Raw genomic sequence first — 24,693 nt, forward strand, 5'->3', positions numbered from 1 at the left:
TTGAGACCTTCGGTGGTGATTAACCTGACTACAAAGGTGATCGCTATGACAGCTCAGAAAAACCCCACCCCTGATGCAGTGTTTAAATTCGAATCTTCTACCCCTGTTCGCATGTTTAATATCGATGGTAACCCTTGGTTTGCTGCATCAGACATTTGCAAGGCTCTTGGTCTGACAAACTCACGCATGTCTTTAAAGGCACTTGATGATGATGAGAAGGGAGTAAGTTCAACTTACACCCCTGGAGGAAGCCAGTCAGTTAGCGTCATCAATGAATCAGGCCTCTACACTCTGATCCTTCGCTGCCGCGATGCGGTTACTCCAGGAACTATCCCCTACCGCTTCCGCAAATGGGTAACTGGCGAAGTTCTCCCGCAAATCCGTCGCACCGGGCGCTACGTTTGTGAGGAATTATCTCCGGCAGATAAAGCGCAAAAGGTTGTGGCCAGCTTCATGCCAGCCATTCTGGAAGCGATGAAGACGGGAGAAAAGCAGGAATACAGCGCCCCACTCAAGCCGAACTACCGTGAGCACATCCATTCACCTGAAGGTGTTCTTGGCCTGTCTGAGCACTCCCTGATGATGAACCTGCTGCGCCAGTTAGATAGCGACGGACATGACGTTGAAGGTGCTGTAGCAGAGTTCACGGCGATGGTGAGTTACATCGTTGGTGCCAGTAAATGCCTGCGCGATATCCAGACGCACGCGCAGTACATCAACAGCATGGTCGGTAAGTTCTGAGGACAGAGGCGCAGGGAAGCGCTACAATTCTTCGCCATAATTTAGTGGCCTACACATGGAAAAAGAAATGAAAAAAGCATTAGCAGTGCTGTTTGTTCTGTTGTCTCTGGGTTCTGCTACACAGGCTTTCGCTGGAAACTGCCAGCATGACAGCGATACAGCTTCGGATGGATCACGCTGCGGTGGTCGTTCTGCTGATTCTCGTCCTGGCGGGCGTTGAAAAATTAAGGCCGCTACGGCGGCCTTTGTGACATGTCACATTTTTTTAGTTTTATTTAGCTCTATTATATCAAGGTAAGAACTTTCATAGCTCTTGCCGAATAAAGATAAGCAAATCGTGTCAAGCTCTTTCTTGTGACGCGTTGCTCTATCAAAATTACCACCCCAGCAGCATATAAACCCTCCAAGCAAGGCTGATTCAAAAAGTAGTGATGCTGCACCTATATGCCTGAACCAAAGGTCGATGAGTAATGCTGATAGCATTATCAATGATCCCCATCCGCCTATCTTTTTCCATCTCTCTGCTTCGTACTGAAGAGATGCGATATATTCGATTTTATCTCTCGTCATTAGTTACCCACCGCTTTCCCTAAATCTGGCGCTCTACGCGGAGCTGTCTGGCCAGGCTCCCACCAGCTAGTTGTGTTGAATTCACGCTGTGCGCGGTCCCTTACTCTGTCGTTGTACCCTGGGTTTGCCATCTCCTGAAGCTGTTGCAGGATCAGGTGATTAGTTATTGCTTTAGCATACCAAAGGTTAGCGAAAGGGGTGATCATTCTAGCGGTCTTAAGCGCATCGGCGCCGAATGATGTTTCCTCACCCTGTAGAGCCTTCTGCGGGTTAGTGATCAGTAGCTTGGTTAACTGTTCTGCAAAGCTCAGCACTGGCCCGCCAATGGTAGCCGCAATACTTGAGCCATATTGCGTATGGTCCTGAAAGAGGAAATCGCCGTAGATGCCGAAAGAGCCGCCTTTCAGTAGCGCCTGCACCCATGTCGTTGGCTTGGACATGTCGAGTGGATCATTACCGGTAAGCATGCTGTTCATCTGGTTTGCAAACATCCCGGCCAGTGTCGTACCAGCAATGTAAGACGCTAGGAATTTTATGGCAGGTACCGTATCAAGATCCTTGGAGCGATTTACCAACTGACGAAAACCTGCAAACGGAGTTGTCTTAAAGAGCATAAAGCTCTTAATTAACTGGCCGGCATCGTCGCGGGCGTATGTGTCCAGACCTGTTGCGGTCGTTACGGCGCTGGTCATTTCACCGTGTGTGATACCCAGCAATTTCTGTGCGGATTCAGCGCGGGCATTGCGAACCATGCGCGTGATAGTCTGCTCTGCTTCTGCGTCGAATGCTTCTTTCATCCGTTTCAGACGCTCAGGAGGAAGATCGCCAAGCGCTGCCAGTGCGGCTTCGCTCCCGGCGCGAACCTGTGCAATACGGTCTGCCATGATACCGGTGATGACGTCATCGGACACTGCGTAAATCGCATCAGGAGTCATGCCCATATGCCCGGCGGTTGTCATTGGCTGGAGGTCTGCCGCTGCCATGATAGCCCAGTCCTCATTGCTCCAGCCTTTGTTAGCCAGGATGGTTTTATCTGACCCTTTAACATCGTCCAGCGTCTTATATTTGCGCGTCAGTTCGCCAATGTTTTTGTACATCAACAGGCCGAACGCAGCTTTGTTTGCGCGGTCCATGGCTATCAACCCGGACCACTTCAGGGTCTTCTCAGCAAACCAGCCGGTAATACCGCGAGAAAGGTCAAATCCTCCCATCTTCGATACGACAGCAGCATGCGAATCTACCAGCAAGCCGAGCTCAGCATTCGCCCTTTTCGCGTCACCACTAAAAAGGTTCTTAATGGTGTTGGCTGAAAGGTGCATGCCGTCGCGGGTGAAGCCAAGTGCCTGAGCGTTGGCGCGCATGATGGCCTGATCGCTGGTTGCCGTCAGCACGCTGGTGCCCAGCATGGCGCTGGTCATCAGGTTACGCAGGCCACCGACTGCCGACGTGAATACACTCGATGTAGCCGCACCGTTAAGCCCGGCCATCGAGTTGAACATGCGCTCAACCATCTTACGCTCTTCGTTCATATGCCCTACCGCCTTTCCTCCTGTGACTGCTCGCTGGTACACACGGTCCAGCACAAGGGAAAAGTTTCTGGCAGCGTCAGGTCCGAAGGCTTTAACAACCCCCAGATCGCGAGAAGATGATTGCAGGTGTGACATCATCACGCCAGCCACCGGCTGCTGCGTATAGCGCTCCATATAGGCGAAGTGAGATTGCGCATCCTTGAATGCCATTACCCTACTCTGTGATCCTCGGCTCTTTATTCCGCCGGTTCCCATGAATGCGCCAGGGTCGATTTTGTTGGCCCCGTCAGTAGCTTTAGTTTCAAAGATCGCTTCCAGCGCCTGACGATACTCGATGTCATTCATCGGGCTGCCGTCCGGATTGACGTAGTTGCTACGATCCTGCGTGTTGTAGACATCATCCACCCATGCCTGGCGGGCGAACTCAATTGGGGGCTGACGACCGGATAACTGAGCCTTCACACGCTCAGCAGCAGGGAGTGAAGCCAGCCATTCATCGCGCCCGGCGTTGCGAATAAAATCAGCGTCGTCCACATACGGCAGATGCCAGTCGTCTCGCAGACCGATATCAAAACCGTTGTCGTTCATCTCCTGGCGAGCACGGCTGGTTACGTCATTCCATACTTGTGCAATTTTCTTCGCCTGCGGGTTCCCGGTATCTTCGCCGTACAGCTCTTTCAGGATCTGGAACTGTGCAGACTTTGCAGCCTGCTGGTCGAACAGGCTGCGGAACCTCTGCTCGCCAAGCGCTTTGCTCTGTTCGAAGAATTTTCGGACATCATCACCTGCCTTGAGCAGTTCAGCGCTGAGCTGGCGTGACCAGTCCTGATAAGCTCCAGTAGCCAGTTCTTCGGCAGAGGTCACGTTGATATCTGGATCTTTTCCGAAAATCTTCGTACGCCTCCCAGCGAAGATAAACTGCTGCAAATTGGCGGGGGTTTGCTGTTCTGGCGGGATATTGGTGTCAAGGGTATCTGTAACCCTGCTGATGGCGATCGCGTTTTGAGCTACGCGCTGGCGCTTCTTATAGACATCATGCACAACGCGCTGACTCACAAGATCAGCTGCTTCCATGTATGTTTGCGCATCCGGGATGCCAGTTTTACCTTCCCTGGCATTCTTTTTATGCACCTGACGTACGGCTTCTTTGATACGGTCCTCAATACCTTTTAGCTCATCAGCCTTTGGCTGGCGTCCCAGTGTCTGCGCAATGGCTTCAACACATGCCTGTTTCATTATGGGTTCCTCAGGAAGCACGCGGCGGCAACGGAATATACTTTCGATTCTTTCTGCACGGTCTGGATTTGCTCATCAAATTCAGCCAGTACATCGGAGAGTTTCGCAGGCTGCCCAGTGTCAGGGTGTGTAATTGTCAGATCCGGATTAGTGGTCGCCATATCGCGCGCCGCCATCAGGTCGTAACTGTTGGATGAAATCGCCTGGCCGGTGTCTGGATCCACACTGACCTGTCCGCCTGTTTCGTCTGCTGCCGTGAATGCACTTTCGGCACGCGGCGCCGGAGCTTCTCCAGCCAGTTCTGACGGCGTTTCATACCTGACACCATTCTCTTCGAAAACCTGCTGCATTGCATGGTACTGCTCGTTTGCTGATTCCAGCATGCCTGGTCGCGCAGGACCATCCAGCCCGCGCGCCATCATCCCAACGTTAACAGGCTGCCCATCATTCAGTTGCCGGTACGCTTCATCCATGGCCGCCACATGGCTGTTAATGCTCTCGTTATTGGCATGCAGAACAGGCGACGATTCCAGATCGTAATACAGCCCTTCATTCAGCGTGTGAGCTGCATCGATGTCACTCGGCTTAATGGCATGAATATCTGTAGCTGCGGTAGGTTCTTTCACCGGTGTCTGAGCATCAGATCGCATCGGTTCTCCTGGCGCATCAGTCACTGGCACAGCTTCAGTCGCCGGTGATGGCTCTGCGGTTACTTCAGGTGTGCTATGCACTTCTGCCGCCGGGATCGGTGCTTCAGTATCAGCCGGAGGAGGAACATCAGCATTTCGCGCAGCAAGGTGATGGGCACCACCAAAAGCACCACCCAGCACCGCATCCACCAGCATCGCCTGACCGTCGAATACCCGGTACTGTTTCGCCATCTCGGTATAGCCTTTTTCCTCCAGCGTTTCGCCGACTGAATACCGGTTCAGCCCTCCGAATCCTGTATTGATTGCCACACCTGAAGCGATGCGTGTTGTCAGCGTGGTGCCGATAGCAGCAGGAAGGGCCATGCCAGCCGCGTTGAACAGGCTCTGCTGCGTTGCCAGGTTACGCGCTGTAGGCTCATCTACCCCCTTCCCTTTGAAGTCCTGATAGGACTGTTCATACGTGGAACTGAATGCCGTTGCTGCGCCGACGGTTGGTCCACCGATGATCGTAGCGCCAATGGCAGGGACGAACTGACCAAGACCGTATAGCACCTCTGCCGCGGTCCCCTGGCTCCCAGCATCCGGTTTCACGTACCCTCGTGCATCCTGCAACTGTTTGCCGATCGTGTCGTAGGTATCATTCAGCGCCTTGTCGGCATCTGGAAACATCACTCGGAAGATATTGACGGTAGGCGCAACGTCTGCGGTAAATGCCGGATCGCTTATCAGGCGCTTACTAAATCCGACAGCAGACTGAGCGAGACCGAGAGTACCTTCCGCCACGCCGCGCACTGGTGCAGCGATTGAACCCTGGAAGAAAGTCGGCTCGTAATCTTCTGGTCGTGCCGGGTTGGCTGCTGTTTTATCGTCGGTCCACGCCTGGCCTTCCGGAGCCAGAGAAAATACATCAGCCATTATTCAACCCTCACGACGATAGCTTCATTGGTTTTCGGATCCGTAGCCCAGCGACCGCTGCCACTTACCAGCCGATACTGGTTATTGCCGATATTGACTGGTGTGAAGTTTGATGCGGCGTTGACATTCAGCCCGGCGTTTTTCAGCGCCTGCTGAGCAGATGCGGTGTAGCGGTCCTTAAATGTCGATTTATCCATGCCGAATGGCATTACCACATCACCGCCATTAAACCCCTTGTACACACCCCCCGTGGCGTACTGTGCAGCCTTCTCTACGACATCTGAGTTGGCCGCATCCGTTCTCGTCATGGAAGCGTCTCCGGACTGATAAGCGATTCCGGCGTAAGCGGCTTTAAACAGGTTATAGCTGAGCTGGCGCGCCTGCGGGTTGTTGGCGAACGAGTTGCCTACCTGATCGTCGAATGCTCGCTTCAGCTTATCCTCGCTCGGAAGTTGGACTGGGGTTATTCCCGCATCTTTCATCGCTTTAGTTGGGCTGAGTAACTGATCACCGGCCAGGATTACCTTCGATACATCGTATTTATTCATGGTCGGCTTGTAGCCTATGAACTGGCTATAGGCGATAGACGGCTTGGTGTTATCGTACTGGTTATCAGGAGTTCCAAGCAGCAGCGCAGAATAGGCGGTTGCTGCGTTGTTTGGCGCAATGGCAGAGGCTACCTGTCGCATAGCCGGAGCAGGAAGAGTTTCACCCATGCTCTGCAACAGACTGATGGTCTGGTTTACATCTTTGGTACCGCGTACCTGCTCGGACAGTGCAGCAGCCTCTTCACTAGACAGAATAGGTGCATTGATACCCAGTGCGCGCAGGCTTTCCTGAGACGAGAATCGATTGACAACCTCAGAGGTGATGTCATTCGGGTTGTTACTTGCAATAGGCTTATATGCCCCAATTTCTACCGCGGCATTAAACGGGTTATTCTGGCGCTGGGTGATAACCTTCGTGGCCGCAGCTGTTACCTGATCAAATAACTGAGCACGCGAAGCATAACCTTCCCCAGTTTCTTCAGTACCAGGACGCAACTGCTCTACATATGCAGTAATGCTGCTGATCGGCATATTGCGGAACGAGCCGATGTACTGTCCGGCAATCTGCGTGTTGCGAAACTCGGTATAGCGTAGATTTCCCTCCCGCACGCCGTAGGCGGCGAGGAAGTCGTTCTGCGTAGGAGCATCAGGGAAGTCAACGCCGCGCATGTATGCTGCGCTGGCATCACGCACACGACTGTCGATATTAGTGCGATATTCCGCCTGCTGCTGCTTACGGATCTGGTCAGCCTGGCGAAGGAATGTAGCCTGGGCCTCCGGAGATGCAGCGTCAAATGCCGCGTTTCCCGTGTAACGCTTGGTGCTGGTAGGCAGTTGTGACAGACCGATAGCCGCGCTAACACCGATAGCAAGTTGCTGATCACTGTACGGCTGGCTGCCGTTCTCATGTTGGATAATGGAGGCACACAAAGCCTTTAGCGTATCAGGATTTGATGCGTCAAGCGGCTGGTCTGGCGTTACGCCGAGTTGAGCACATACTGCCTGAATGTAGGCGTCGGTGTCGTTATTGTCAGACGGCGGGGCCCAGCGGTTAATGATGTCGCTGACAGTATCAATGCCTTGTCGCTGGTACGACAGAAGGTTGCGACCAAGCGCCCGAATGCCGTGCTCTGGCGTTTCGAATTTCGCAAAGCGACCATCATCACCGGTCTGGCCTACCCACGGATTGGTTTTGCTGTACTCAAGATTGCCGGGGTTATTGTTGCGAATACCACGAGCGCTATCACCAGAACCACCTTCTGATACTGCACGGCGGGATCCGGTAACTGTATCGCTTAACTCACCATTGCTCTGAATGAACTCGATGGAGTTGTTGGCTGACCACTGTGACAGTGACGCATCAGCAACCTTCTCCTTAAACTCAATCTTTTTGGCCTGTATCTGCTCAGTGCTCCAGCCATGTGCTGCTCCGTAATCTTCGATTTGCTGGAAGGTCTGCTTGTTGTAGAGCACATAGTTGGCATTGTCTCCGTAGGCGGCGGCAGCCAGTTTCCCGTTATTCGCCAGAGTCGCCTGGAACTGACCTTCTTCATATGCATTAAGTTGACTAATCTCATGTCGACCAACCTGGGTAGTGAACTGAATGCGCTGCTGCTGCGCCTGCTGCATAAAACCAGCACGGGCACCTTCCGGAAGTGTCATCGCGATCTGCTCTGCCTGAGCGTCGAACTGCTGAGTATAAGCCTGCCCCTTTCCAAGAGCGTTCTTACCCTGCATGTTGAGAAGACCGGTATCAGGGTTAGTCAGAAGATCGCTGGAAATCTGGCTGAGTTGCAATGAGGCGTCCTGAGCCTGGGCGACATCGGCACGCTGCTTTGCCTGTGCAAAAACATCAAGTGCTTTGCCGCCAACCTGTGTCAGCGCATCACCGATGTTTGGTTGTTCGAAAGCCTGAAACCCAGGAGACTGAAACCCTCTGCTTTCTACCTGGCGTCCGGTAACTGTAGGTACAACTGGCATTTTGATATCTCCTTATCGACCGGTTGGTGTGCCGATAGCAGCGCTTATTGGTGCCGCTTTGCTTTGGGTGAATGGTGACCACGTTCCGCCGCCCATCTGGTAAGCACCGTATGCCTGAAGTGGAGCAGTCAGCAGTGTGGTAAATGCGCCCATATTTCCCTGCTTACGCGAAGCGCTGGCCTGGGCTTTGTAGTTGGCAGCCTGAACTTCATACCCATACGCTTCACGCTGAGCGTTATTAACCGTAGTCAGCGCATCCAGCGCGCCAAACTGAGCCGTATCGCCGAAGATATCCAGTGCTCCACCAGTGGAGAGGTCTGCACCTGTAGCCCCCATGGTCGCCGCCTGAGTGCCGGCGGCCTGCAGATTGCGACGGCGAACCTCATCAGCCTGAGCGTTGCCACGGTTGATAGAATCCTGTGCCTGTGCCGTAGCCACCTCTGCATTTTGCTCGGCAACAGCAGATGAATACTTACCTTGCTGGTACTGGTTGTATGCTGAAACGCCACTTAAAGCGACACTGGCGCCAGCGAGAGCGATAGCCGGGCTGCACATTATTTTCTCTCCATGTGGAAACGGTGAAACGGTAGGCTGTAAATGCCGTATGGCTGGGGTTCATCGATGGTGAATCCCAGCCAGTGAAGCCAGATGCGCGCAGTGTGGTTGCGTGCATCAACATAATTTTCAAGATACGGGTAAACAGTCAGCATTGCATTGACCACTTTTCCGCAGCGGCGAAGGAAGGTGCGCTGGTATTTCTCCAGCGCGTCAGTGCCCACCAGCCATGGTATGCCGCTGCCGCCGATCATTGATGCCGGCGCTACGCCGAAGATGGTCACCACCTCACCGTTTATCAGACCGGCGCAGCAGAATGTTGACGTACGCAGACCGGTTTCCAGGACGCGGCGCGGACTCCATCCATTGGTTGCCAGAAATTCATTGATATCAGCCTGACGAACAAGCGGAATAATGGCTTCGATATGCTCCGCGGTAGCGGGTACGATCTGAGCGTTAATCATCAGAAGTCTCCGACGGTAAGGCGAGGCAATACAGCAAGAACAGAAAGTGGAAGCGGGTCGAGCTGGCGAACCTTAACACGTCCGTTTTTATCCCAGTTGCTGTCGAGTTTTACTTCAACCTTGCCGGTAGCGTCATCAACAGGATCGTCGTAGAACTCAAATTCACGCTGCGGATGTTCATACCAGGTTCCACCAGGAGTTGTTGCCCAGATTCCGCGGCTGGAATTAACAACCATCGTTACAGTAGGAATGACCTGCTTTTTATCCAGCAGCGTTTCCTGACCGTTGATATTGATGTCTAGAGTTTCGAATTCAGCGGTGATAGGCAAACCGATATGAACAACTGCGCCGGGTGATTCCAGCGTGACAGAGCCACCAGTTACAGTTTTTTGCGGCTCAACGCTGGCATCTGACAGGATGTTTACCGTCTGACCTTCAAGGTGTGACAGGCCACCGAACGTCTGGCGCGCCATCTGCCAGTTAGTTGTGGCCACATTGCGAAGTACCGACGGGACGTTACGGTTGAAGCGCACGACTACCGCGGTATTACTGGTCACTGAAATTATGTCGCCACGCAGCTCTTTAGCCACCGGCTCGTTGGTGTCTGGATCCGTTCCGGTATATGGGAACTGAATCTGAGCGCCAACATCCGTACTGACGAAGTAAGCCCCACCACTCACAGTAACCGGATAATCGACCTGATAACTCCATTCGCCGGCGCCACCGCTGATGGTCATTGTGCGGGATGATGTATTGCGCCCGTCGTAGCTCAGGCCACAATCGACAAAGAACGCATCTTCATCACTGGTAAACAGGCGGCTGGACAGGCGCTCAATGTATCGTTTCGTCTGACCGTTGATAGTACGGTTAACCACGAAGTAAACTGCATCCTCGCTGCCTTCACTGATGGAGCAGGTGCTTTCGTACTTCCCGGCGCTGGACTGCGGCGCCCAGGCGAAAACCTGCTGATCGCGCAGATACGTGAGCACCAGCAACTTGCCGTCGTCACGAATGCAGAAAGCGCTGCTGTACGGCACAATGCAGAATGACCAGTCGACAATGCTATGCTTCTGGAAAAGGTGGTTTGCCAGTATGGTCAGGTCAGTTCCCTGATATCCGTCAACGTCGAAAGAGTAGGCCAGATCGCGCACAACGCTGCCTTTCTCCTGGATGAACAACGCGATGTTGGCCACGGCGATAGGTGGCACGTTACTGGAACCGTTATTCCCCTGAGAGCTGAACGAAAACGCCGACGGCGTGAGGACCTTATTCTGGTCCCCGGATATCGTATATTCTCCGCCAGATGTCAGAGCGACTAGGTTACCAACATCAATAAGGTGACGGATCTCATTCACCTGACGCCCGGCGTAGGTGTAGATGATGCGATCGTCATCCTGAATCGGGTTATTCTTGCCGAAGTCTTTATAGTCTCCGGTGCGGCTCGCCCAGATGGTTTGCGGATATGCGGTAGACGCGGCAAAGTAAAGTCTCTGCTGGTAGTAAACAACAGTGCTCGGGTAGCCGTTAACGCTGTTCCACGCGTATTTCGCCCACTTATAACTGCCGTTAGTGGAGCCAACCACCTGAGATGGAATGAATGAAACAACATCGGCGGTTGCTGTCAGCCCATCACCAGCCACTGCTGTAATCTTTGCAATGCCGAAACCGCTGTGCAGGTACTCCCACTGGATCCCGGTATCATCTGAACCAGTTCCGCCCCAGCCATCCCACGACATACCTTCAGTGTGAGACGGTCGAAGTGTTCCTGTCTTGCCCGCAGTATTGGCTCGGTAGTAGTTGCTGTCTGCACGGCGAACGTCGTTGATTGCTGTAGTCTTGCTGGTTTCCCATACCGGGACGGAATCAACCGCAGGCTGCTCGAGATAGAACAGTTTTCCGACCTGCTCAGCACCGAAGATTGCAGAACTGGCCGTCAGCGTAATTGTTCCGGTGCTGGCGCTGGCGTAGACCTTCACAGTATCGTCAACGTTGATATCTTCGAACGGTCCGTTTTTGGTGGTAACGTCGACGATCTGCCAGTTGTCGTGCGCATAGCGGCGCAGTTCTTTCGGCGGGTATGCAGGATGCACCAGCGTCAGAACATCGGCGCTCTGCGTGAATTTAATGCGGAAAAGGTCAGTGTCAGCATACGGCATCGCCAGCTCATAAATCACATTGCTGGTCGTCAGAACATAAGCGCCATCTTTGATAACGCGCATATAGTTGTGCCCGAACTCCAGAGCATAGGTCTGTACGGTCGAGAACTGAAATGGGATTAACCGGCACTTGCGATCAGGATATTTAGCAGGACCAACAAAGCGCGTACCAGGTCTGTTCTCTACACCGCCATATTGGCGAACAATGAAGTTATCGCACTTGCGCAGTGCCACCTGATACTTTGACATATCAATGCGGCCATACAGTGACGGACCAATTTCACCACCGGCAAAGCTCGGTTGAATCCAGCTAAAAGCCATTATGACAACCTCGCTGCTGTGAACTCATCTACAGGTGGTTGTGGCTCCTGCGATTCGTTCTGGCTATGTGAGCCAGCACTCAGGATCACACGGTTGTACATCGTCAGTGCATTGTTACCGAGATCTGCGCTACCGGTCAGCGCCATATTAATGGCAGCAGCCAGACGCCAGGAAAGCGCCTCCATAAAAATGGCATCATACATATTGACGTCAGTAACCCGCGCCACGTACTTCAACCACGCTTTCGGCTGATCGGTGTAAATGAGCTTACCTGTCAGGTCCTCATTGGAACCGACAACATATTCAATGCGCTGAGCAGCGGTAGGATTACGTATGCCGGTAGGCATGATCTCGGTTATACGGACGCAATCAGATGGGTACTGGTAAGCGTACTGCCAGTCCGGAGGCGGATTATTGGTATCAGCCAGCGCCACGCGCTTGGTTGCAAAGTTCCAGTCGAAGTCAGCCAGAGCAGCATCACGACACGCATCGAAATGCAGTGAGCATTGCCCTGCCTCTTTGCTGGCTTCATTCAGGCTGTTAATGCTGCGACTGTTGCCGATATTGCTCAGCGCGCGGTTGCAGATCTCGATAACAGAAGCCATTAATCATCCTCCCCACCATAGAGAGTTTGCGCTGCTGACTTCGGTTGCTCACCGAATACTGGACTGAGCGCCATATCAGTGATCTGCAGACTAGCGTTATGCTGCATTCCATCCTCAGTTTCACGGGTAGAAGTTGAGCGAATGGTTGCCTTTGCTGTGATCATCACTTCAGTTCCGGCAGATTGAGGCGTTGCCTTGAGCTTGGCAAGCGTCTCGTTGTTCAACTCAATGCAAAGGCCCCACGGATAATCATCACGAGTCTGGGTTTTACCATCCTCATCCTGATAGGTGTCTGTGCCGGTTTTGAGGTTTACCAGATCCATAACGGACTCCTGCAATAAAGGGGCCTAAGCCCCTTGTTTGTTTAGCGAGGCTTAGACGCCCAGTTCGGCACGCTTCTCGGCGATCTCTTTTGCCAGCGTTTCAGCCGTTTTATTACCCGGCTTCTTGCCTAGCAAATCTTCATACTGCTGTCGAAGCTGAGTAAGGTCTTCGCTTACCGCACCAGTGCCATCAGATTTCAATTCTTCCACTACTGGATGAACAGCAACGGAAACTGGAGAATTGACAACTGAAGCCGCCGATTTACCTTTACGCTTCTCGGCGATCTCTTTTGCCAATTTCGCCGCATCGTTCAGCGGCTCCAGCGCCGTACCTGGTTCACCCTCATACTCAACTTCAGAACCTTCAGGCCATAGGTTGTTATGAATGTGTGATAAACGCAGGACGCGGTATCTTGCTTTTTCACCTGACATCGCTATCCCCTTAGCCAGTCACTTTTGAACGAGTCGGGTAGTACGGGCTGTTGTTATCAACATCCAGGTTAATACCCGAGGTAAATGCGCCAGCCGTCAGCGGGCCAGTACCTACCGTGTAGTTCACGCGCAGATAACGCTGAACACCAGCCGGAACCTTTGCAGAGAACAGGCGCTTTCCAGCAGTCAACGCAGCCAGAGCCAAAGCGCCGCTGTCGTAGATGGTGGTCCAGGTGGAGTTGTCCGGGCTGGTCTGTAACTGAACGTTCAGAGTCGCAGCACCGGCTGCAGTTGCTGTGGTGTCAACGGTTGCCCAGAATTCCAGAGGATAACCAACGCCGATATCGCGGCGGGTGCCGTCGATAGGGCCGAGGTCAATCACGTCCGTAGAAGCAGCAGAAGCTGTTACCGCCTGCTTCTCGGAGAACATCAACAGTTTGTCGAGGATCATTTTCTTTCTCCATTCATGGGCCTGTTAAGGCCCATCAGTTAATAACAGGCGTTAAACAACGCGCGCTTCTGTTTCCAGAATCGCATCGGTTTCACGGATCGGAATGCCACGGAAAGTGGTCCACCATTCGCCTTCTGTCTCTTTGACGGACAGAGCCAGAGAGGCTTTATCCAGAGATTGCAGGTCGAGAGCCTGGGCAACGGTACGGTTCATATAGAAAGCCGCACGGCCCATCTTCAGGTTAGGAACGCGGTGCAGAGCTTTAACCATCTGAGTGACGATGTTTGCAGCAGAGGCAGGAACAGACAGATCGCTTACATCGATGTTGGCGATACGAACAACGTAGCGCCAGTCACGAAGAGCCAGGCCGTTATCCCACTTATAGTGAGTGCGATAGCCTTCATACTGGCCACCATTAGCATCTTTAAGGGTCTGCTGGCCCTTATCTTCCATATGAAGTCCAGCCTTTTGACCTTTCGGGAAGATGCCGTGAACAGTGTTTTCACCCCATACCACCAGCCAGATAGAAGTGTTATCTGTGCCAGTGCCACCAGCGTCGATAATGTTCTGGCCGTTACCAGCTGATTTGCTGGAATAACGAGACGCCAGCCCCATAAACTGCTGCGGGTTAACACTGGTATCACCATAGAACAAGGTCTGAGCCATCTGCTGGTTCATGGCTTCAATGAATGCGCGGTCTTCAGACAGGCGGAATTCAGCTGTGTTGCCGTTCAGGTCAGCCAGAGACTTATCGATTTCGGCATAGGTTTCCAGCATCCCGCAGGAGTCTGTTACCTGTACAGTGGTGGATTTGCTTGGCTGCACACCATAGTTCAGCAAACGCCAGGTTGCTGACGGCAGTCCTGAGCGGATAGTGGTACGGTGACCGGTAGGAAGGTTACCTTCAACGATCAGCATATCCTGCAGGATCGGGTTAGTTTGTGCGAGAAGTTCGATAATCTTATCGACTTTCCCGTTCTGGTCGATGCGCTTGCCCCAGTCTGCCAGCGTCAGCGCAGTTAAGCCTTTAACAGCCATGGTTATTTCCTCTCTTATTTGCCATAGAGCACTTCGGCAGCACTACGCTGACCGCTTTCTTTCCCGGTTACCATGCCGTCTTCTGACATGGCCTTACCGACTTTGATGAAGGCTTTAACCAGCTCAGGGTGATTACCCAGGCCGGTGCCTTCCAGATATTCTTTCAGTTCAGGTGTGCCGAACTTAGCAAGAGCACGCTGTGCCGCGCTCAGGTTACCGGTGAGATTGTCTCCGCCGATTTCCTTGTCCGCCTTAACGTCAGCAGCCCACTGTTCGGTGGTTTTCTGCCAGGCTTCCGCCTGCTGCTGCTGGACCATTGGCATAATCTTGGTGCCGTACAGGTCAACCATTTTCTGCGCCTGCTCATTGGTCAGGTTCAGTTCACGGGCGATAGGCTCGAATTGTTCCAGCGCTGCGGTGTCGAGTTCCTGCCCTTCAGCTGGTTTGAACTCATACTTCTCAGGCGCGCCTTCCTGCTTCTGCTCTTTGTCTTCACCAGGCTTTTTCTCTTCTGGCTTATCACCATCAGCAGGTTTTTCTTCCTGAGGTTTGTCGGCTTCAGCACCAGGTTGCGGCTTATCGACTTCTGGTTTAGCCTGATCGCCAGCGGGTGCCGGATTATCACCAGTTGATGCTGCGGGTTCAGATGCAGCAGGAGCTGCGCCACCATCAGCAGGTTGCTCATTGCAAAAACGGCGATGCAGAAGACGTTCAAACAAATTCATTGGTTATCTCCTTAAACTGGGATCGTTTTGGCTTTCAGTTGCGCCAGAACTGATGTCAGCGTGGTGCGCAATGCGGCTGTGTCATCCATCAGCGCGTTATATTTCGTAACCAGGTCGTTATGGTCGACGAGCAGACCAGCAACATCTGATGCCGCTGAGGCTGTATCCTTGGTAGCCGTCATTGCGGCTGGGGCCGCGATTGCCGCACCAAGTTTCACGCCGCCGTAATCAGTCGCGGTTGGAGCGCCAATTACTGCCGGGGCAGGATCCGGAACCTCAACTACCTGGTTGGAACCATCGAGGCGCACGACGCTCTGGGTTTGCACCTGTGTCATAAATTGTTCTCTCCTGCCTCTGCGGCCATTTTCAGATACTGATCCGGGCAGTGCGCCATGACACGCTGGAACAATGCCAGCGCCAGGTTGCGCTGCCCCTCGTTGAATGCGGTTAAGTGCGGATCACCAGAGAAGCATGGAGCGAACACCTTACCTTTCTCCAGCAACGACCAGACGACACGGCGGCCTTGCTCGCTTCCCATAACGAACTTGATGTCGTCGATGTCTCGCTGAGCCAGAAGTTGCTGTTTGGCGTCAAGCTCTGCTTTGCGTCCTTCGTCGTCGATATCAGTCATTGCTGCGGCGCTCCTGCTGCATTAGCGATAGCGGTTAATGCGCTCGGGTCACTGGTCTGAGTTTCGCTGAGAGTCTTGGCCCCTTGCGCTGCCGCCTGACCCATAGCCATTGACTGTGCGGCCTGTGCCTGTTTAGCGCGCTCTTCACGAATGCCCTGCACCTGTTCCTGTGGAACAATGACGGTTGGCGATACGCCTGACATTTCAGAGAACGCGTCGATAGCCTGATCCACGTCGAGCTTGTCGAGCGCTTCAGGTTTGAACTGTGCCAGTTGCCCGATAAAGCCAACTGTCTGCGACAGGCTGGTGAGGCCGATAGATTTCTGCGCCTGCGCCATCACGGAGATGTATTCGATACGCAGCGGCATACCCTGAAGAACGTCCGGAGGTTCGGGCAACATGTTCTTGCGAGCCATGATTGAGAACACGCGATCGATAAGCGGGTTTAGTGCTTCGTCGTTCAGGCGCTCCAGTACCGGTCCGAGCATCAGCAGCTTCTCTTCTTTCATCTCGATCACAGCTTCCACCGGCATTGAGCGAGTGTTGATGTTTTGCAGCATCATAAAAAGGTCGACGAAGTAGGCACTGTTGATGGTCTGGCGGGTGTCCTGAATATCAGCCAGCAGATCTGCAGTATTCGGGTTGACCAGGTAAGCAGGTTTGAAACCGTCCTGACCACTCAGTACATCCAGATACGTCACATCGCCAGGCAGCAGGGAAACACGCTGATTCTTGAGCGATGTCGGGGCAACCATCGGCGGGTTAGTGGCTTTATCGATCAGCTGAGCTTTGCGCTTCTGCTCAACCTGAAGGGCTTTAACCTGACCGAGTGCCAACATGCCAGGACAAGATGACGCATAAACGTCTTCACCATTCACTTCCCAGCGCGGAGCCAGGATCGGGAATTCATCAAAACCGGATTCACGCAGCAACTTGTCGGAGTCGCCGCCAGTCTCGAAGTATACGGAGCGATACGGCTTGTTCTTGCTGTCCATCTTCCCGCTGTCGCGGTTGACGTTAGGCGTGATGCAGTGGTTAACCTCCACCCACGTTTCATACGTGCCGTTTTCCCACATGCCTTTTACGGATGTGCTGACGTTATCCAGACCGAATTCCTGCACCATCTGACGCACGGTCATGGAGAACTGGCGAATACAGGTATCAACACTGCCGCGCGGACTGTTAGCCAGGTAGTAACTGCCAATAGGGAAAGGCATTGTGCGGATCACGTCCTGGTCATCTTCCAGAACAGCCATAGCGCCGGTGCCGAAAGTACCCAGGCTTGCGTACATTACAGGCAGTGACTGATACAGATTCGATTTGTTAAACACTTCGTTCATGCGGCGCTGCACGACTTCCAGCCAGATTTTCACCGGGCCATAGTCCATCATGTCAGGGTCAGGCGTTGCCAGTTTGAACCACGGTCGTGCCGGGCTGGTGATGCCTGACATCATGCCGCTGGACAAAATGCGCTGAGCCATTGAGCCAGTGGGGTCAACAATTTTGGTATTACGACGATCATCACGGTTTACATCAGACGTCAGAAAGCGGGAACCACGCGGATTGATGAAGTCACTCAAATCACGCCAGTGCGATTCGAACGATGTACGCTCATTCTTCAACTGTGCGAGCTGCTTCAGCAGGCGCTCTTTTTCGGTTTCCGCCATCTCTGCCTACTCCGTTACTGACCAAGCAGCGTTTTACCGCTGGTGTTTGCAGTTGAGGTGTCACCCTGCGCACCAGTCAGCAGAGTAGAACTGCGGCCTGCTGCTGCACGGCGGCGGCGCTCTTCGTCGTCACGAGAACTGACAACTGCTGCATCCTGCTCCTGTGGCGCAGCCTGTACTTCTGGCGCTGCTGGCACTGATGGCTTGCTGCCGATACACATAGCAATAGCTCCGTACGCAATTAAATTATTACCAATTTAACCACATATGATTTATTTAGCGTAGGCTATTGACACTTATAACATCAGATATTACCTTTTAGGTAATTGATGTTGATGTAACGCAGTGGATGTACGGCATATGGCACATGTGCCGCAGCGGTCCGGATGGGTTCCCTTGATGCTGGCCACCGTCACTTTTACACCAGAACGCCATTGCGATGACGTTGCGCTGTAAACCCGTAACTGCCATGGAAGGCACCCTTGCTTCCAGTTCGCCCACTTCGGTGGGCATTTTTTTAAGGTGAAAATGATGAGCGTATCAGTACAAATGCCTCAGTATCAGTGCCACAAAAAAGTTTGGGCCCTGAAAATCAAACATGTGCATGTCAATCCTGACGGAACAGGGATCATCACTCCAGAAGAAAATGGCTTCGGTAATTTTGATGTTGAAGTTGATTACATCAATAAACACTGTCCTGTTGCTGGCGGGTACTATGTGCAGTATGAAGTAGGCTATGAATCTTACAGCCCGGCAGAAGCATTTGAATCTGGCTATGCGCGCATTTAGATGAGTGACATGTCACTAAATTAAATGCAGGTTTCGAACCATGCATAATGACATGGCATAATATTAATCTTTGATAATCAAAATTAAACTAAGGCGAAAATAATGGTTAAAATCAACAGCCACAGTGGTTCAAGCATCATCATCAACGGGCATGAGTACACTGGACGACAAGTTACAGTCAATAATGGTAGGGTTTTCGTTGATGGGGTTGAGCAAGGAAGCACACAAAACGAACAAGTAATCATAACTATAAACGGTAGCGTGGAAAGCGTAGAAGTTGAAAATGGTTCTATAAATGTTAGCGGAAATGCTCATCAGGTGAAGACTATGTCTGGTGATGTTCGTTGCTCAAGCGTATCGGGAAACGTCAATACAATGTCTGGTGACGTGATTTGCGACACCATCAGTGGCGGAGCAAGCACCATGTCTGGGAATATCATCAAAAAGTAATAGATATCACTTACACAATCAGCCCGCACATCGGCGGGCTTTGTTTTAACCCGCTAAAATTTTCGCTTTCAAGTATATGATTTTGTTCCAAAATGCTAAAAGACACTTTGGAAATTTCATCGATAAAAGCCGGTAATCAGTCCGAACCGATTAACTATCTGGTTAACCAAGCGCAAAATTGCGCCCGTTGATTTTATTGACTATTTCCAAGGGTCATATTCCGTCAGCGCCCTGCCCTGCTGGCTCTGCTGCTGCACATAGTTAAACTGTTTTTTGGTAACAGGCGCGGCATATGTCAGCACGTATGCGTCGGCATCGTTCGGGGATCTGCCGAGCAACTCTTTTACCTCTTCCTTGTCCTGCAAAATCTTCCTGCTGTCCTTCAGCCTGACCTTGTACTCCGGAGCACTCAACTCATCGGCAAGGTTCTGGCTGTCGAGTTGCGCCCCAAGCTTCAGCGCATCGCGGGCTGATTTGTACATCTCACCGCGTTTATTGCCCATCTCGGGATCTGCCGTGCCGCTGCCAAACTGAATCAGGGTCCAGTTACGGCCCCAGTTATCACCGACAGATTTAAGACCTGTGCCATAGCCGTAATCGATAAACACAGCATCGGCCTGGTACTGGTCCTCGAAGTCGGCAATTATTTTGGCAAACAATACGTCGTCAGTGGTCCGCTGCCACTCCCCGAGCTTCTTGCAGTGCAGTCCTTGCCGAAGATAGATAACTGCGGGGTCTTTCCCCTGGTGAGACGGGTCGACGCCAAGAACTACAGCAGCGTGCTGGACCTGTGCCGGAGTAATCACCCTGCCCACGGCTGGCTGCGTCAAGCCTGACGGAATAAACTGATTTTCAGACGCATCAGGGAAGATACCGCGCACGCGGACTTTCACGAAGTCGCTGTCTTCGCCGTAGTCGTCCACCCATTTCTGTAACTGCTGCTTGTTGGTGCCTTCCACGGTGCGGGAATCAATCTGCGCGCACTTCCAGCGGTGTTTATATTTGCGGAAACATTCACGGAAACGCCCGGTGTTACGCGTCGGGTTCCCGAACGCCACCCAGATAATCTCTGTGTCTTCGTCCGTCAGAGCACCTTCTGCTACTTCCCACACCAGATCGGCAATGTTGGATGCTTCGTCGAATACCACGATGATGCGCTTGCGCTCGTTGTGCAGCCCTGCAAATGCCTCGGTGTTGTGCTCGGACCACGGAATAGCGTCAGCTCGCCAGCGTTTATCGTGTCCCGGATCGTTGCTGTACATCGCCGTGGCGGTGCAGGTGAACCACTCTTTGGTGATAGCCAGGTTGGACCATTTGATGATTTCCGGCCACGTCTTTGTGCGCAGCTGGTTGTCGGTGTTGGCGGTCACCACCACCTTGCAATCCTCGCAGGTGGACATACCCCAGTTAATCAGCATCGAGATGAAAGCAGATTTACCGATGCCGTGGCCGGATGCACGAGCCAGCATCAGCGGCTGATGACGCGTCGCGGGGTTCTGGAGATGATCGCGTATCTCGCGGAATGCATCAGCCTGCCATTTGCGCGGGCCAGTGGCGTGCGCCAGTTCTGTGCCATCCTCTCCCCACGGAAACGCATACAGCGCATAGCCCAGCGGGTCATACGTGAATGAGGCGATATCCTCGACGAGCTGCTCTTCCGGCGACATGGCTGCGGCTGTCATTCTTCACCACCAGCCTGCTCTTTAACGCGGCGGCGGGCCTTCGCCATACGGTCGGCAATAGTGACGGTGCCGGAAACCTCCAGGCGCTCTTTGAACGCGTTGACGTCGACGTGCTTACCAATCAGCTCGAGGTTCTTCACCTTGTCCGGCCATTTGATTTTTTTGAGGATGCCAACAAGTTCTTTCTCGTCGCCACGGCCTTCGAACATGTCGGCCAGATCGAAACCGGTAAGATACTGACGCCAGACCTTAGGCCATTCCGAAACCGGCTTGATGCTCATGTCATCGTTCAGGATGTCTATCACATCCATCTGGTCAATTTCCACCAGGCGGAGCAGCACATAATCAGCACTGACGCGCAGGCGTTTGTTGCGTTCCTCCATCAACTCGGCGATCCGTTTCTGGATGCGCTCATCACGCATCATAACACTGGCCTTTACCGCTGCCGTATTAGGCGAGAATCCTGCGTTAATCGCCGCCTGCGTCTGATTCTCAGGGCATTTGGTATATTCCTGCGCGTAAGCCTCCTGCATCGCGGTGAGTGGCTTGTACTGCGTTGATTTGCGCTTTGGCGCTTTTGGTTCTGCGGGCATTGTTACCACCGAAGTAATAATTACCGTTTTGGTAATAGTAACACGCAAAACAAAGCCGCCATAGTCGGCGGCCGTTGCAATTTATTGTCGATATCGTGACATGTCACACTGATAATTTAGTTTCATGCCAGCCACGCGTAACCCAGCATGCCGAATCACCGTCGCACGGACACGACTCAACCGGCAGTGAATCGCCGCACTTTCCACACCGGCTAGCACTGATTGACTTGATACGACCACGAACGCGGGCATCATCCTGCCTGATAAGCAACGCGATGTATTCTGCCATTTCATACGGCGCACGACCAGGGCGACGGGCGGCGCAGTTACGCGCCAGCATTTCCATTTCCTGCTCGTCGAGTTGCAATTCCAGTTTGCGGTTACCGGCTTCTGCCTGGCGGGCCCGCTGCGCGGCTTTGCGTTCTGCTGCGGATTTAGCCATGAGATATAACCTTTCCATTTTCAATAACAACCTCAACAGATGCATCTTTCCCGTTGGCGAGGTCGATACCAATCACCTCCTGCTGCGGTGCTGCTGCGAAATGCTCGACACCTTTAGTCCAAATAGCTTTGATGGTTGTCCAGGTGACAGGAACGGTGATTTCAATTCTTCCGCTGCTGTCGCAGGTTTCGCAATCATCATCACCAAAACACTCTGGGCAGTTTATAAATTTCGTTTCTGAAAACTCACCGGACAACACACCCTTTGCGCCGTTCTCAGCGGTTAGCTTCTTCGGCACTAGTACGTAACCATCCGGAGTTACCGGAGAGTTGCCAGCCTGAAGCATGGCGGCGCGGAAGTGTGCGATACCATTTCTTACCTTATGCCATGCCTCGTGGTCTCGGTCTGAAATGCGCAAAACCTCTTCCATCGACGAGAGAAGTTCATCCGGCACTACCAGCGCAGGCTGAGGGGCGGAAATATTGGCAAACGCAGCTCGCAATCCAATCTTAATTCCCTCCACCTCATCAGCGCCTAACGATGAATCAGATAACGCATGATGGAATGTGTAAGCCATATCGTCGTTGACTGCCACTGGCTTCGCATCAAACGATGCAATCACCCCATTAATCACCTTCACTGCATCAGCCATTGCGTAGCCGAGATTACCGCCGTCGCTTTGTGCTGCTGCTTTGCTGAGTATTTCACGTATCTGGTGCAGGCGATCGAGTGATACAGGACCGTGCGCCGGGTGGTTGTTAGTTGTCATGCTGCACACTCACAGGGTTTGCCATTTTCACCATCAGTGAACAAATCAATTTGCTGATTTTTCACCGCTCTTTTTGCCATGCTCCAGAACCTCCCTGGAGGTATATGCTCAGTTGGCGGGACGCCAGCCCTTTTCATATCAGCAAAGAATTCCTCTTTATCTTCCAGATACACAGGACCATTTGCGTCTTTATGAATGGCATAACCAATTTCAAGTTCTCCAGCCTTCGCAGAATCCCAGATATCGGGACGAGTGCAGTACACAACGTACCAGTGCTGCCATCCAGCTTTCAGACAACCTACGCAATTGGCATGTTTAAACTGGCTATATGTTCCTGGAAGCGCTATTCCAACTTCTTCAACAGAAAGAATGGTACGGTCAGTCCAAATCATCGGATATTCCGTTTTGTACCCACGAGCCCCTAGAATTCCTGCACGTCGCTGTATACGATTTGGTTCAGAAGGCTCAAAGCCGTAGTAATAAATATTCTGTGCATCCGGATCATTTTCTTTAAGCCAGGCATCAAAAGGTGCAGTCTTTAAACGGTTGGTGCAAAGAATTGAACCGTTACCAACTTTCCATGCCCCAGCATCAACACAGACCTCAACTGGCGTTGCTGTATCCCATTTGCCATGATTTGCATAGGTTATTTCCATGCCGAGAAATCCAGCAACCTCATCGCGGAAACGCTTAATATCTGAATCCTCAACGATACCGGTGATACTATGGGTCAGAAGAATCATGTTTTCAGTGCCGTATTTACGCGCAACCTCTATCGCAACCAAAGCTGAAGCATGGCCACCAGAGTGGAGAACTACGTGTTTCATCTCACTCCCCCTTAACCTTGATGCCGGCGTCGCGGATGGCTTCGATAACATCATCAACTTTTAGATATTCACCATCATCTGCGCTGTGTACATACCAATCGTCATATCCATCAGCACCAGGCTGAAGACGCTGAGGAAGAGTAACCGTCCGCGCCTCCAGTTCTGCTATGCGCTTCTCTGCGGCTTCCAGCTCATCCAGCAGCGCCAGCACAGTCAAAGGAGTGACGATGGCAGCGAATCTCTTATTGGCCTCGATGCCTTTCGTGTAACGTTTGATGATGCCAAGTTCATGCGCATCAGTTGCTAATTGGCGCAGCGCCTGTTTGTTGAGTGCTGTCATTGGGCTGACTCCTGCTTGAATCTGCGCACAGAAAGAATCGGGCATTTTGTAATGCCGCCTTCTTTCTCCCACCGGAGAAGCGGGAAACGGTATGCTTCAAATTTCACCCCAGCAGAGTGATCGCTCTGGAAACACCGCTTACCAACAACCCAAACCTTTTCGAAACGCCTTTCAATGCGAACGGCTGAACGCCAGCCGAACATTGAACCAGCCTTGAGCGCTGCCTGTTTTGTTGCAAAAGTTGGAACAGCAGAGCAGATTTCATCGACACGAACGCTGAGAAGGTGATTGTCAATAAAGCTGAGTGGTTTGCTCATAGCGCGGCTCCTTTGCGAAGTAACACCTCCTGAAGAGCTGTCGCACCAATTTCCCGAAGGGCCGCGTCATCGTAACTGATACCGTTAGACTCCATGATGCAATCCCTGTCGAGATACTCAGAGCAATCATCTAGTGCAGATTTGATAGCTTTTCCCCGCACTTCAGCAAGGAAAGCGTCGGTCGCTGGGGTTTCCATCGCGGCTTTCAGCACATCTACGTACCATTCCGAATACCGGTAATCCAGCATTCCATCTTGCTGCTCAATCCACATATCAGGAGCTGTCGCAAACTCTGCAGCAGATTTGATCCCCGCATTCTCCGCCGCCAGCGACATGCACTTGCTCTCGGCGTTAGCGAGTTGTACTGCCTGCGCGTTACCTCGCACCAGTTGTACTTCAAGCTGTGTAGCCAGATCGCTAATCAGTTTCGCCACGCTGCGCACGTCGACAGCACCGCACGATGCTTTCAGTTCAGCCGCGCGCTCATGTCCTAACTTAGCTAACTCAATGATATTGCTTCCCATTATTACCCCCGCTTACCCGCATAAGTTATTGATTAGGTTGATAACTAAAAGGATCATCGATTTAGAATTCTTCGATGTTCCAGCCGCCACCCGCTTTCTTTGGCTTAACCGTTACTCCGATGATGCGAAACGGGTACTGGTCTGCTGCGACTTTGGTTTTCACCCTGGCGTCGTCGGTCCAGAACCCTTTCACCTCGTGCAGTTCCATCTCACCGGTGTTTAGCATCACTGCGAAGTCCGGCGTGTAGAACGTGTTATCAGCCAGTCTCAGCTTGATGCCTTCAAACCGATACCAGGCTATTTCCCCGGCATGCTTACGCAGCTCAAGGTGCTGGCTGTATGCCGATTCGGTTTTATTCATCTGGCCTGTCTTGAGCCTTCCGAGCGCCTGCAACTGCCTTTTCATGATTTACCTCTCAGGTA

At 52.5% G+C, this 24,693-nt stretch carries 30 protein-coding genes; 4 read left to right on the top strand and 26 right to left on the bottom strand.

Features of this window, described 5'->3' with window-relative positions:
• Positions 1-45: 45 nt before the first annotated feature.
• Complete coding sequence (locus ABIE10_RS12245) at positions 46-741, top strand: BRO-N domain-containing protein (RefSeq protein ID WP_429155829.1); 696 nt, start codon at positions 46-48, stop codon at positions 739-741.
• A gap of 67 nt (positions 742-808) precedes the next feature.
• On the top strand, positions 809-961 hold the full coding sequence (locus tag ABIE10_RS12250; RefSeq protein WP_003838319.1) for a hypothetical protein: 153 nt from the start codon (positions 809-811) through the stop codon (positions 959-961).
• 35 nt (positions 962-996) lie between these two features.
• On the opposite strand, the gene ABIE10_RS12255 is transcribed toward ABIE10_RS12250, so the two are convergent.
• From ABIE10_RS12255 to ABIE10_RS12335, 17 genes are read right to left on the bottom strand one after another with little or no spacing between them, the layout of a single operon-like run.
• A complete protein-coding gene (locus ABIE10_RS12255) occupies positions 997-1,311 on the bottom strand; it encodes a hypothetical protein (RefSeq protein ID WP_429155831.1) in 315 nt (104 codons plus the stop codon).
• The gene (locus tag ABIE10_RS12260) at positions 1,311-4,076 is read right to left on the bottom strand and encodes a hypothetical protein (RefSeq protein WP_429155833.1); all 2,766 of its coding nucleotides are present in this window, start codon (positions 4,074-4,076) and stop codon (positions 1,311-1,313) included. The genes ABIE10_RS12255 and ABIE10_RS12260 overlap by 1 nt, the downstream gene beginning before the upstream one ends.
• Complete coding sequence (locus tag ABIE10_RS12265) at positions 4,076-5,641, bottom strand: hypothetical protein (protein WP_429155834.1); 1,566 nt, start codon at positions 5,639-5,641, stop codon at positions 4,076-4,078. Before ABIE10_RS12265 ends, ABIE10_RS12260 begins: the two co-directional genes overlap by 1 nt.
• Complete coding sequence (locus ABIE10_RS12270; protein ID WP_429155836.1) at positions 5,641-8,169, bottom strand: hypothetical protein; 2,529 nt, start codon at positions 8,167-8,169, stop codon at positions 5,641-5,643. Before ABIE10_RS12270 ends, ABIE10_RS12265 begins: the two co-directional genes overlap by 1 nt.
• 12 nt (positions 8,170-8,181) lie before the next feature.
• Positions 8,182-8,724 carry a virion core protein, T7 gp14 family gene (locus tag ABIE10_RS12275; protein ID WP_429155838.1) on the bottom strand — a complete coding sequence of 181 codons (543 nt, stop codon included), beginning with the start codon at positions 8,722-8,724 and terminating at the stop codon, positions 8,182-8,184.
• A complete protein-coding gene (locus tag ABIE10_RS12280) occupies positions 8,724-9,188 on the bottom strand; it encodes a hypothetical protein (RefSeq protein ID WP_429155840.1) in 465 nt (154 codons plus the stop codon). Before ABIE10_RS12280 ends, ABIE10_RS12275 begins: the two co-directional genes overlap by 1 nt.
• The gene (locus tag ABIE10_RS12285) at positions 9,188-11,665 is read right to left on the bottom strand and encodes a hypothetical protein (RefSeq protein WP_429155842.1); all 2,478 of its coding nucleotides are present in this window, start codon (positions 11,663-11,665) and stop codon (positions 9,188-9,190) included. Before ABIE10_RS12285 ends, ABIE10_RS12280 begins: the two co-directional genes overlap by 1 nt.
• A complete protein-coding gene (locus ABIE10_RS12290; protein WP_000179045.1) occupies positions 11,665-12,270 on the bottom strand; it encodes a hypothetical protein in 606 nt (201 codons plus the stop codon). The genes ABIE10_RS12285 and ABIE10_RS12290 overlap by 1 nt, the downstream gene beginning before the upstream one ends.
• On the bottom strand, positions 12,270-12,593 hold the full coding sequence (gene gp10, locus ABIE10_RS12295; RefSeq protein WP_429155844.1) for a capsid staple protein: 324 nt from the start codon (positions 12,591-12,593) through the stop codon (positions 12,270-12,272). The genes ABIE10_RS12290 and gp10 overlap by 1 nt, the downstream gene beginning before the upstream one ends.
• A 51-nt stretch (positions 12,594-12,644) precedes the next feature.
• The gene (locus ABIE10_RS12300) at positions 12,645-13,025 is read right to left on the bottom strand and encodes a hypothetical protein (protein WP_234975450.1); all 381 of its coding nucleotides are present in this window, start codon (positions 13,023-13,025) and stop codon (positions 12,645-12,647) included.
• Positions 13,026-13,035: 10 nt separating this feature from the next.
• Positions 13,036-13,476: a Bbp16 family capsid cement protein gene (locus ABIE10_RS12305; RefSeq protein ID WP_080160427.1), complete on the bottom strand. Its 441-nt coding sequence runs from the start codon at positions 13,474-13,476 to the stop codon at positions 13,036-13,038.
• A gap of 51 nt (positions 13,477-13,527) precedes the next feature.
• A complete protein-coding gene (locus ABIE10_RS12310) occupies positions 13,528-14,514 on the bottom strand; it encodes a major capsid protein (protein ID WP_429155847.1) in 987 nt (328 codons plus the stop codon).
• A 14-nt stretch (positions 14,515-14,528) separates the two neighbouring features.
• A complete protein-coding gene (locus tag ABIE10_RS12315) occupies positions 14,529-15,239 on the bottom strand; it encodes a peptidase (protein ID WP_429155849.1) in 711 nt (236 codons plus the stop codon).
• Positions 15,240-15,250: 11 nt separating this feature from the next.
• Positions 15,251-15,574: a phenylalanyl-tRNA synthetase subunit beta gene (locus tag ABIE10_RS12320; protein ID WP_429155850.1), complete on the bottom strand. Its 324-nt coding sequence runs from the start codon at positions 15,572-15,574 to the stop codon at positions 15,251-15,253.
• Positions 15,571-15,870: a hypothetical protein gene (locus tag ABIE10_RS12325; RefSeq protein WP_429155852.1), complete on the bottom strand. Its 300-nt coding sequence runs from the start codon at positions 15,868-15,870 to the stop codon at positions 15,571-15,573. The genes ABIE10_RS12320 and ABIE10_RS12325 overlap by 4 nt, the downstream gene beginning before the upstream one ends.
• Positions 15,867-17,537, bottom strand: a complete 1,671-nt coding sequence (locus ABIE10_RS12330) for a portal protein (protein WP_429155854.1) — start codon at positions 17,535-17,537, stop codon at positions 15,867-15,869. The genes ABIE10_RS12325 and ABIE10_RS12330 overlap by 4 nt, the downstream gene beginning before the upstream one ends.
• 14 nt (positions 17,538-17,551) lie before the next feature.
• The gene (locus ABIE10_RS12335; protein WP_000334867.1) at positions 17,552-17,758 is read right to left on the bottom strand and encodes a hypothetical protein; all 207 of its coding nucleotides are present in this window, start codon (positions 17,756-17,758) and stop codon (positions 17,552-17,554) included.
• A 307-nt stretch (positions 17,759-18,065) separates the two neighbouring features.
• Between ABIE10_RS12335 and ABIE10_RS12340 the strand changes: the two genes are divergently transcribed.
• Entirely contained in the window at positions 18,066-18,326 is a 261-nt protein-coding gene (locus ABIE10_RS12340; RefSeq protein WP_429155856.1) for a hypothetical protein, read from the top strand.
• Between the two features lie 102 nt (positions 18,327-18,428).
• Positions 18,429-18,776: a hypothetical protein gene (locus ABIE10_RS12345; protein ID WP_429155858.1), complete on the top strand. Its 348-nt coding sequence runs from the start codon at positions 18,429-18,431 to the stop codon at positions 18,774-18,776.
• Between the two features lie 200 nt (positions 18,777-18,976).
• Here ABIE10_RS12345 and ABIE10_RS12350 read toward each other — a convergent pair whose 3' ends face one another.
• The 9 genes from ABIE10_RS12350 to ABIE10_RS12390 form a co-directional block, all read right to left on the bottom strand.
• Complete coding sequence (locus tag ABIE10_RS12350; RefSeq protein ID WP_429155860.1) at positions 18,977-20,458, bottom strand: terminase; 1,482 nt, start codon at positions 20,456-20,458, stop codon at positions 18,977-18,979.
• A complete protein-coding gene (locus tag ABIE10_RS12355) occupies positions 20,455-21,132 on the bottom strand; it encodes a terminase small subunit (protein WP_429155965.1) in 678 nt (225 codons plus the stop codon). Before ABIE10_RS12355 ends, ABIE10_RS12350 begins: the two co-directional genes overlap by 4 nt.
• Positions 21,133-21,154: 22 nt before the next feature.
• Positions 21,155-21,493, bottom strand: coding sequence for a hypothetical protein (locus tag ABIE10_RS12360; protein ID WP_429155862.1), 339 nt, complete (start codon positions 21,491-21,493; stop codon positions 21,155-21,157).
• Positions 21,486-22,262, bottom strand: coding sequence for a hypothetical protein (locus tag ABIE10_RS12365; protein ID WP_429155864.1), 777 nt, complete (start codon positions 22,260-22,262; stop codon positions 21,486-21,488). Before ABIE10_RS12365 ends, ABIE10_RS12360 begins: the two co-directional genes overlap by 8 nt.
• Positions 22,259-23,089 (bottom strand): hypothetical protein, encoded by an 831-nt coding sequence (locus ABIE10_RS12370; protein WP_429155866.1) that lies wholly within the window; start codon positions 23,087-23,089, stop codon positions 22,259-22,261. Before ABIE10_RS12370 ends, ABIE10_RS12365 begins: the two co-directional genes overlap by 4 nt.
• Position 23,090: 1 nt before the next feature.
• A complete protein-coding gene (locus tag ABIE10_RS12375; RefSeq protein ID WP_429155868.1) occupies positions 23,091-23,429 on the bottom strand; it encodes an ead/Ea22-like family protein in 339 nt (112 codons plus the stop codon).
• Entirely contained in the window at positions 23,426-23,746 is a 321-nt protein-coding gene (locus tag ABIE10_RS12380; RefSeq protein ID WP_429155870.1) for a hypothetical protein, read from the bottom strand. The genes ABIE10_RS12375 and ABIE10_RS12380 overlap by 4 nt, the downstream gene beginning before the upstream one ends.
• The gene (locus ABIE10_RS12385) at positions 23,743-24,270 is read right to left on the bottom strand and encodes a hypothetical protein (protein WP_429155872.1); all 528 of its coding nucleotides are present in this window, start codon (positions 24,268-24,270) and stop codon (positions 23,743-23,745) included. Before ABIE10_RS12385 ends, ABIE10_RS12380 begins: the two co-directional genes overlap by 4 nt.
• Before the next feature lie 61 nt (positions 24,271-24,331).
• On the bottom strand, positions 24,332-24,676 hold the full coding sequence (locus ABIE10_RS12390) for a DUF1064 domain-containing protein (protein ID WP_191648462.1): 345 nt from the start codon (positions 24,674-24,676) through the stop codon (positions 24,332-24,334).
• Positions 24,677-24,693 lie beyond the last annotated feature (17 nt).

This window comes from Citrobacter sp. 506, assembly GCF_050434985.1.
Classification (GTDB): Bacteria; Pseudomonadota; Gammaproteobacteria; order Enterobacterales; family Enterobacteriaceae; genus Citrobacter; species Citrobacter braakii.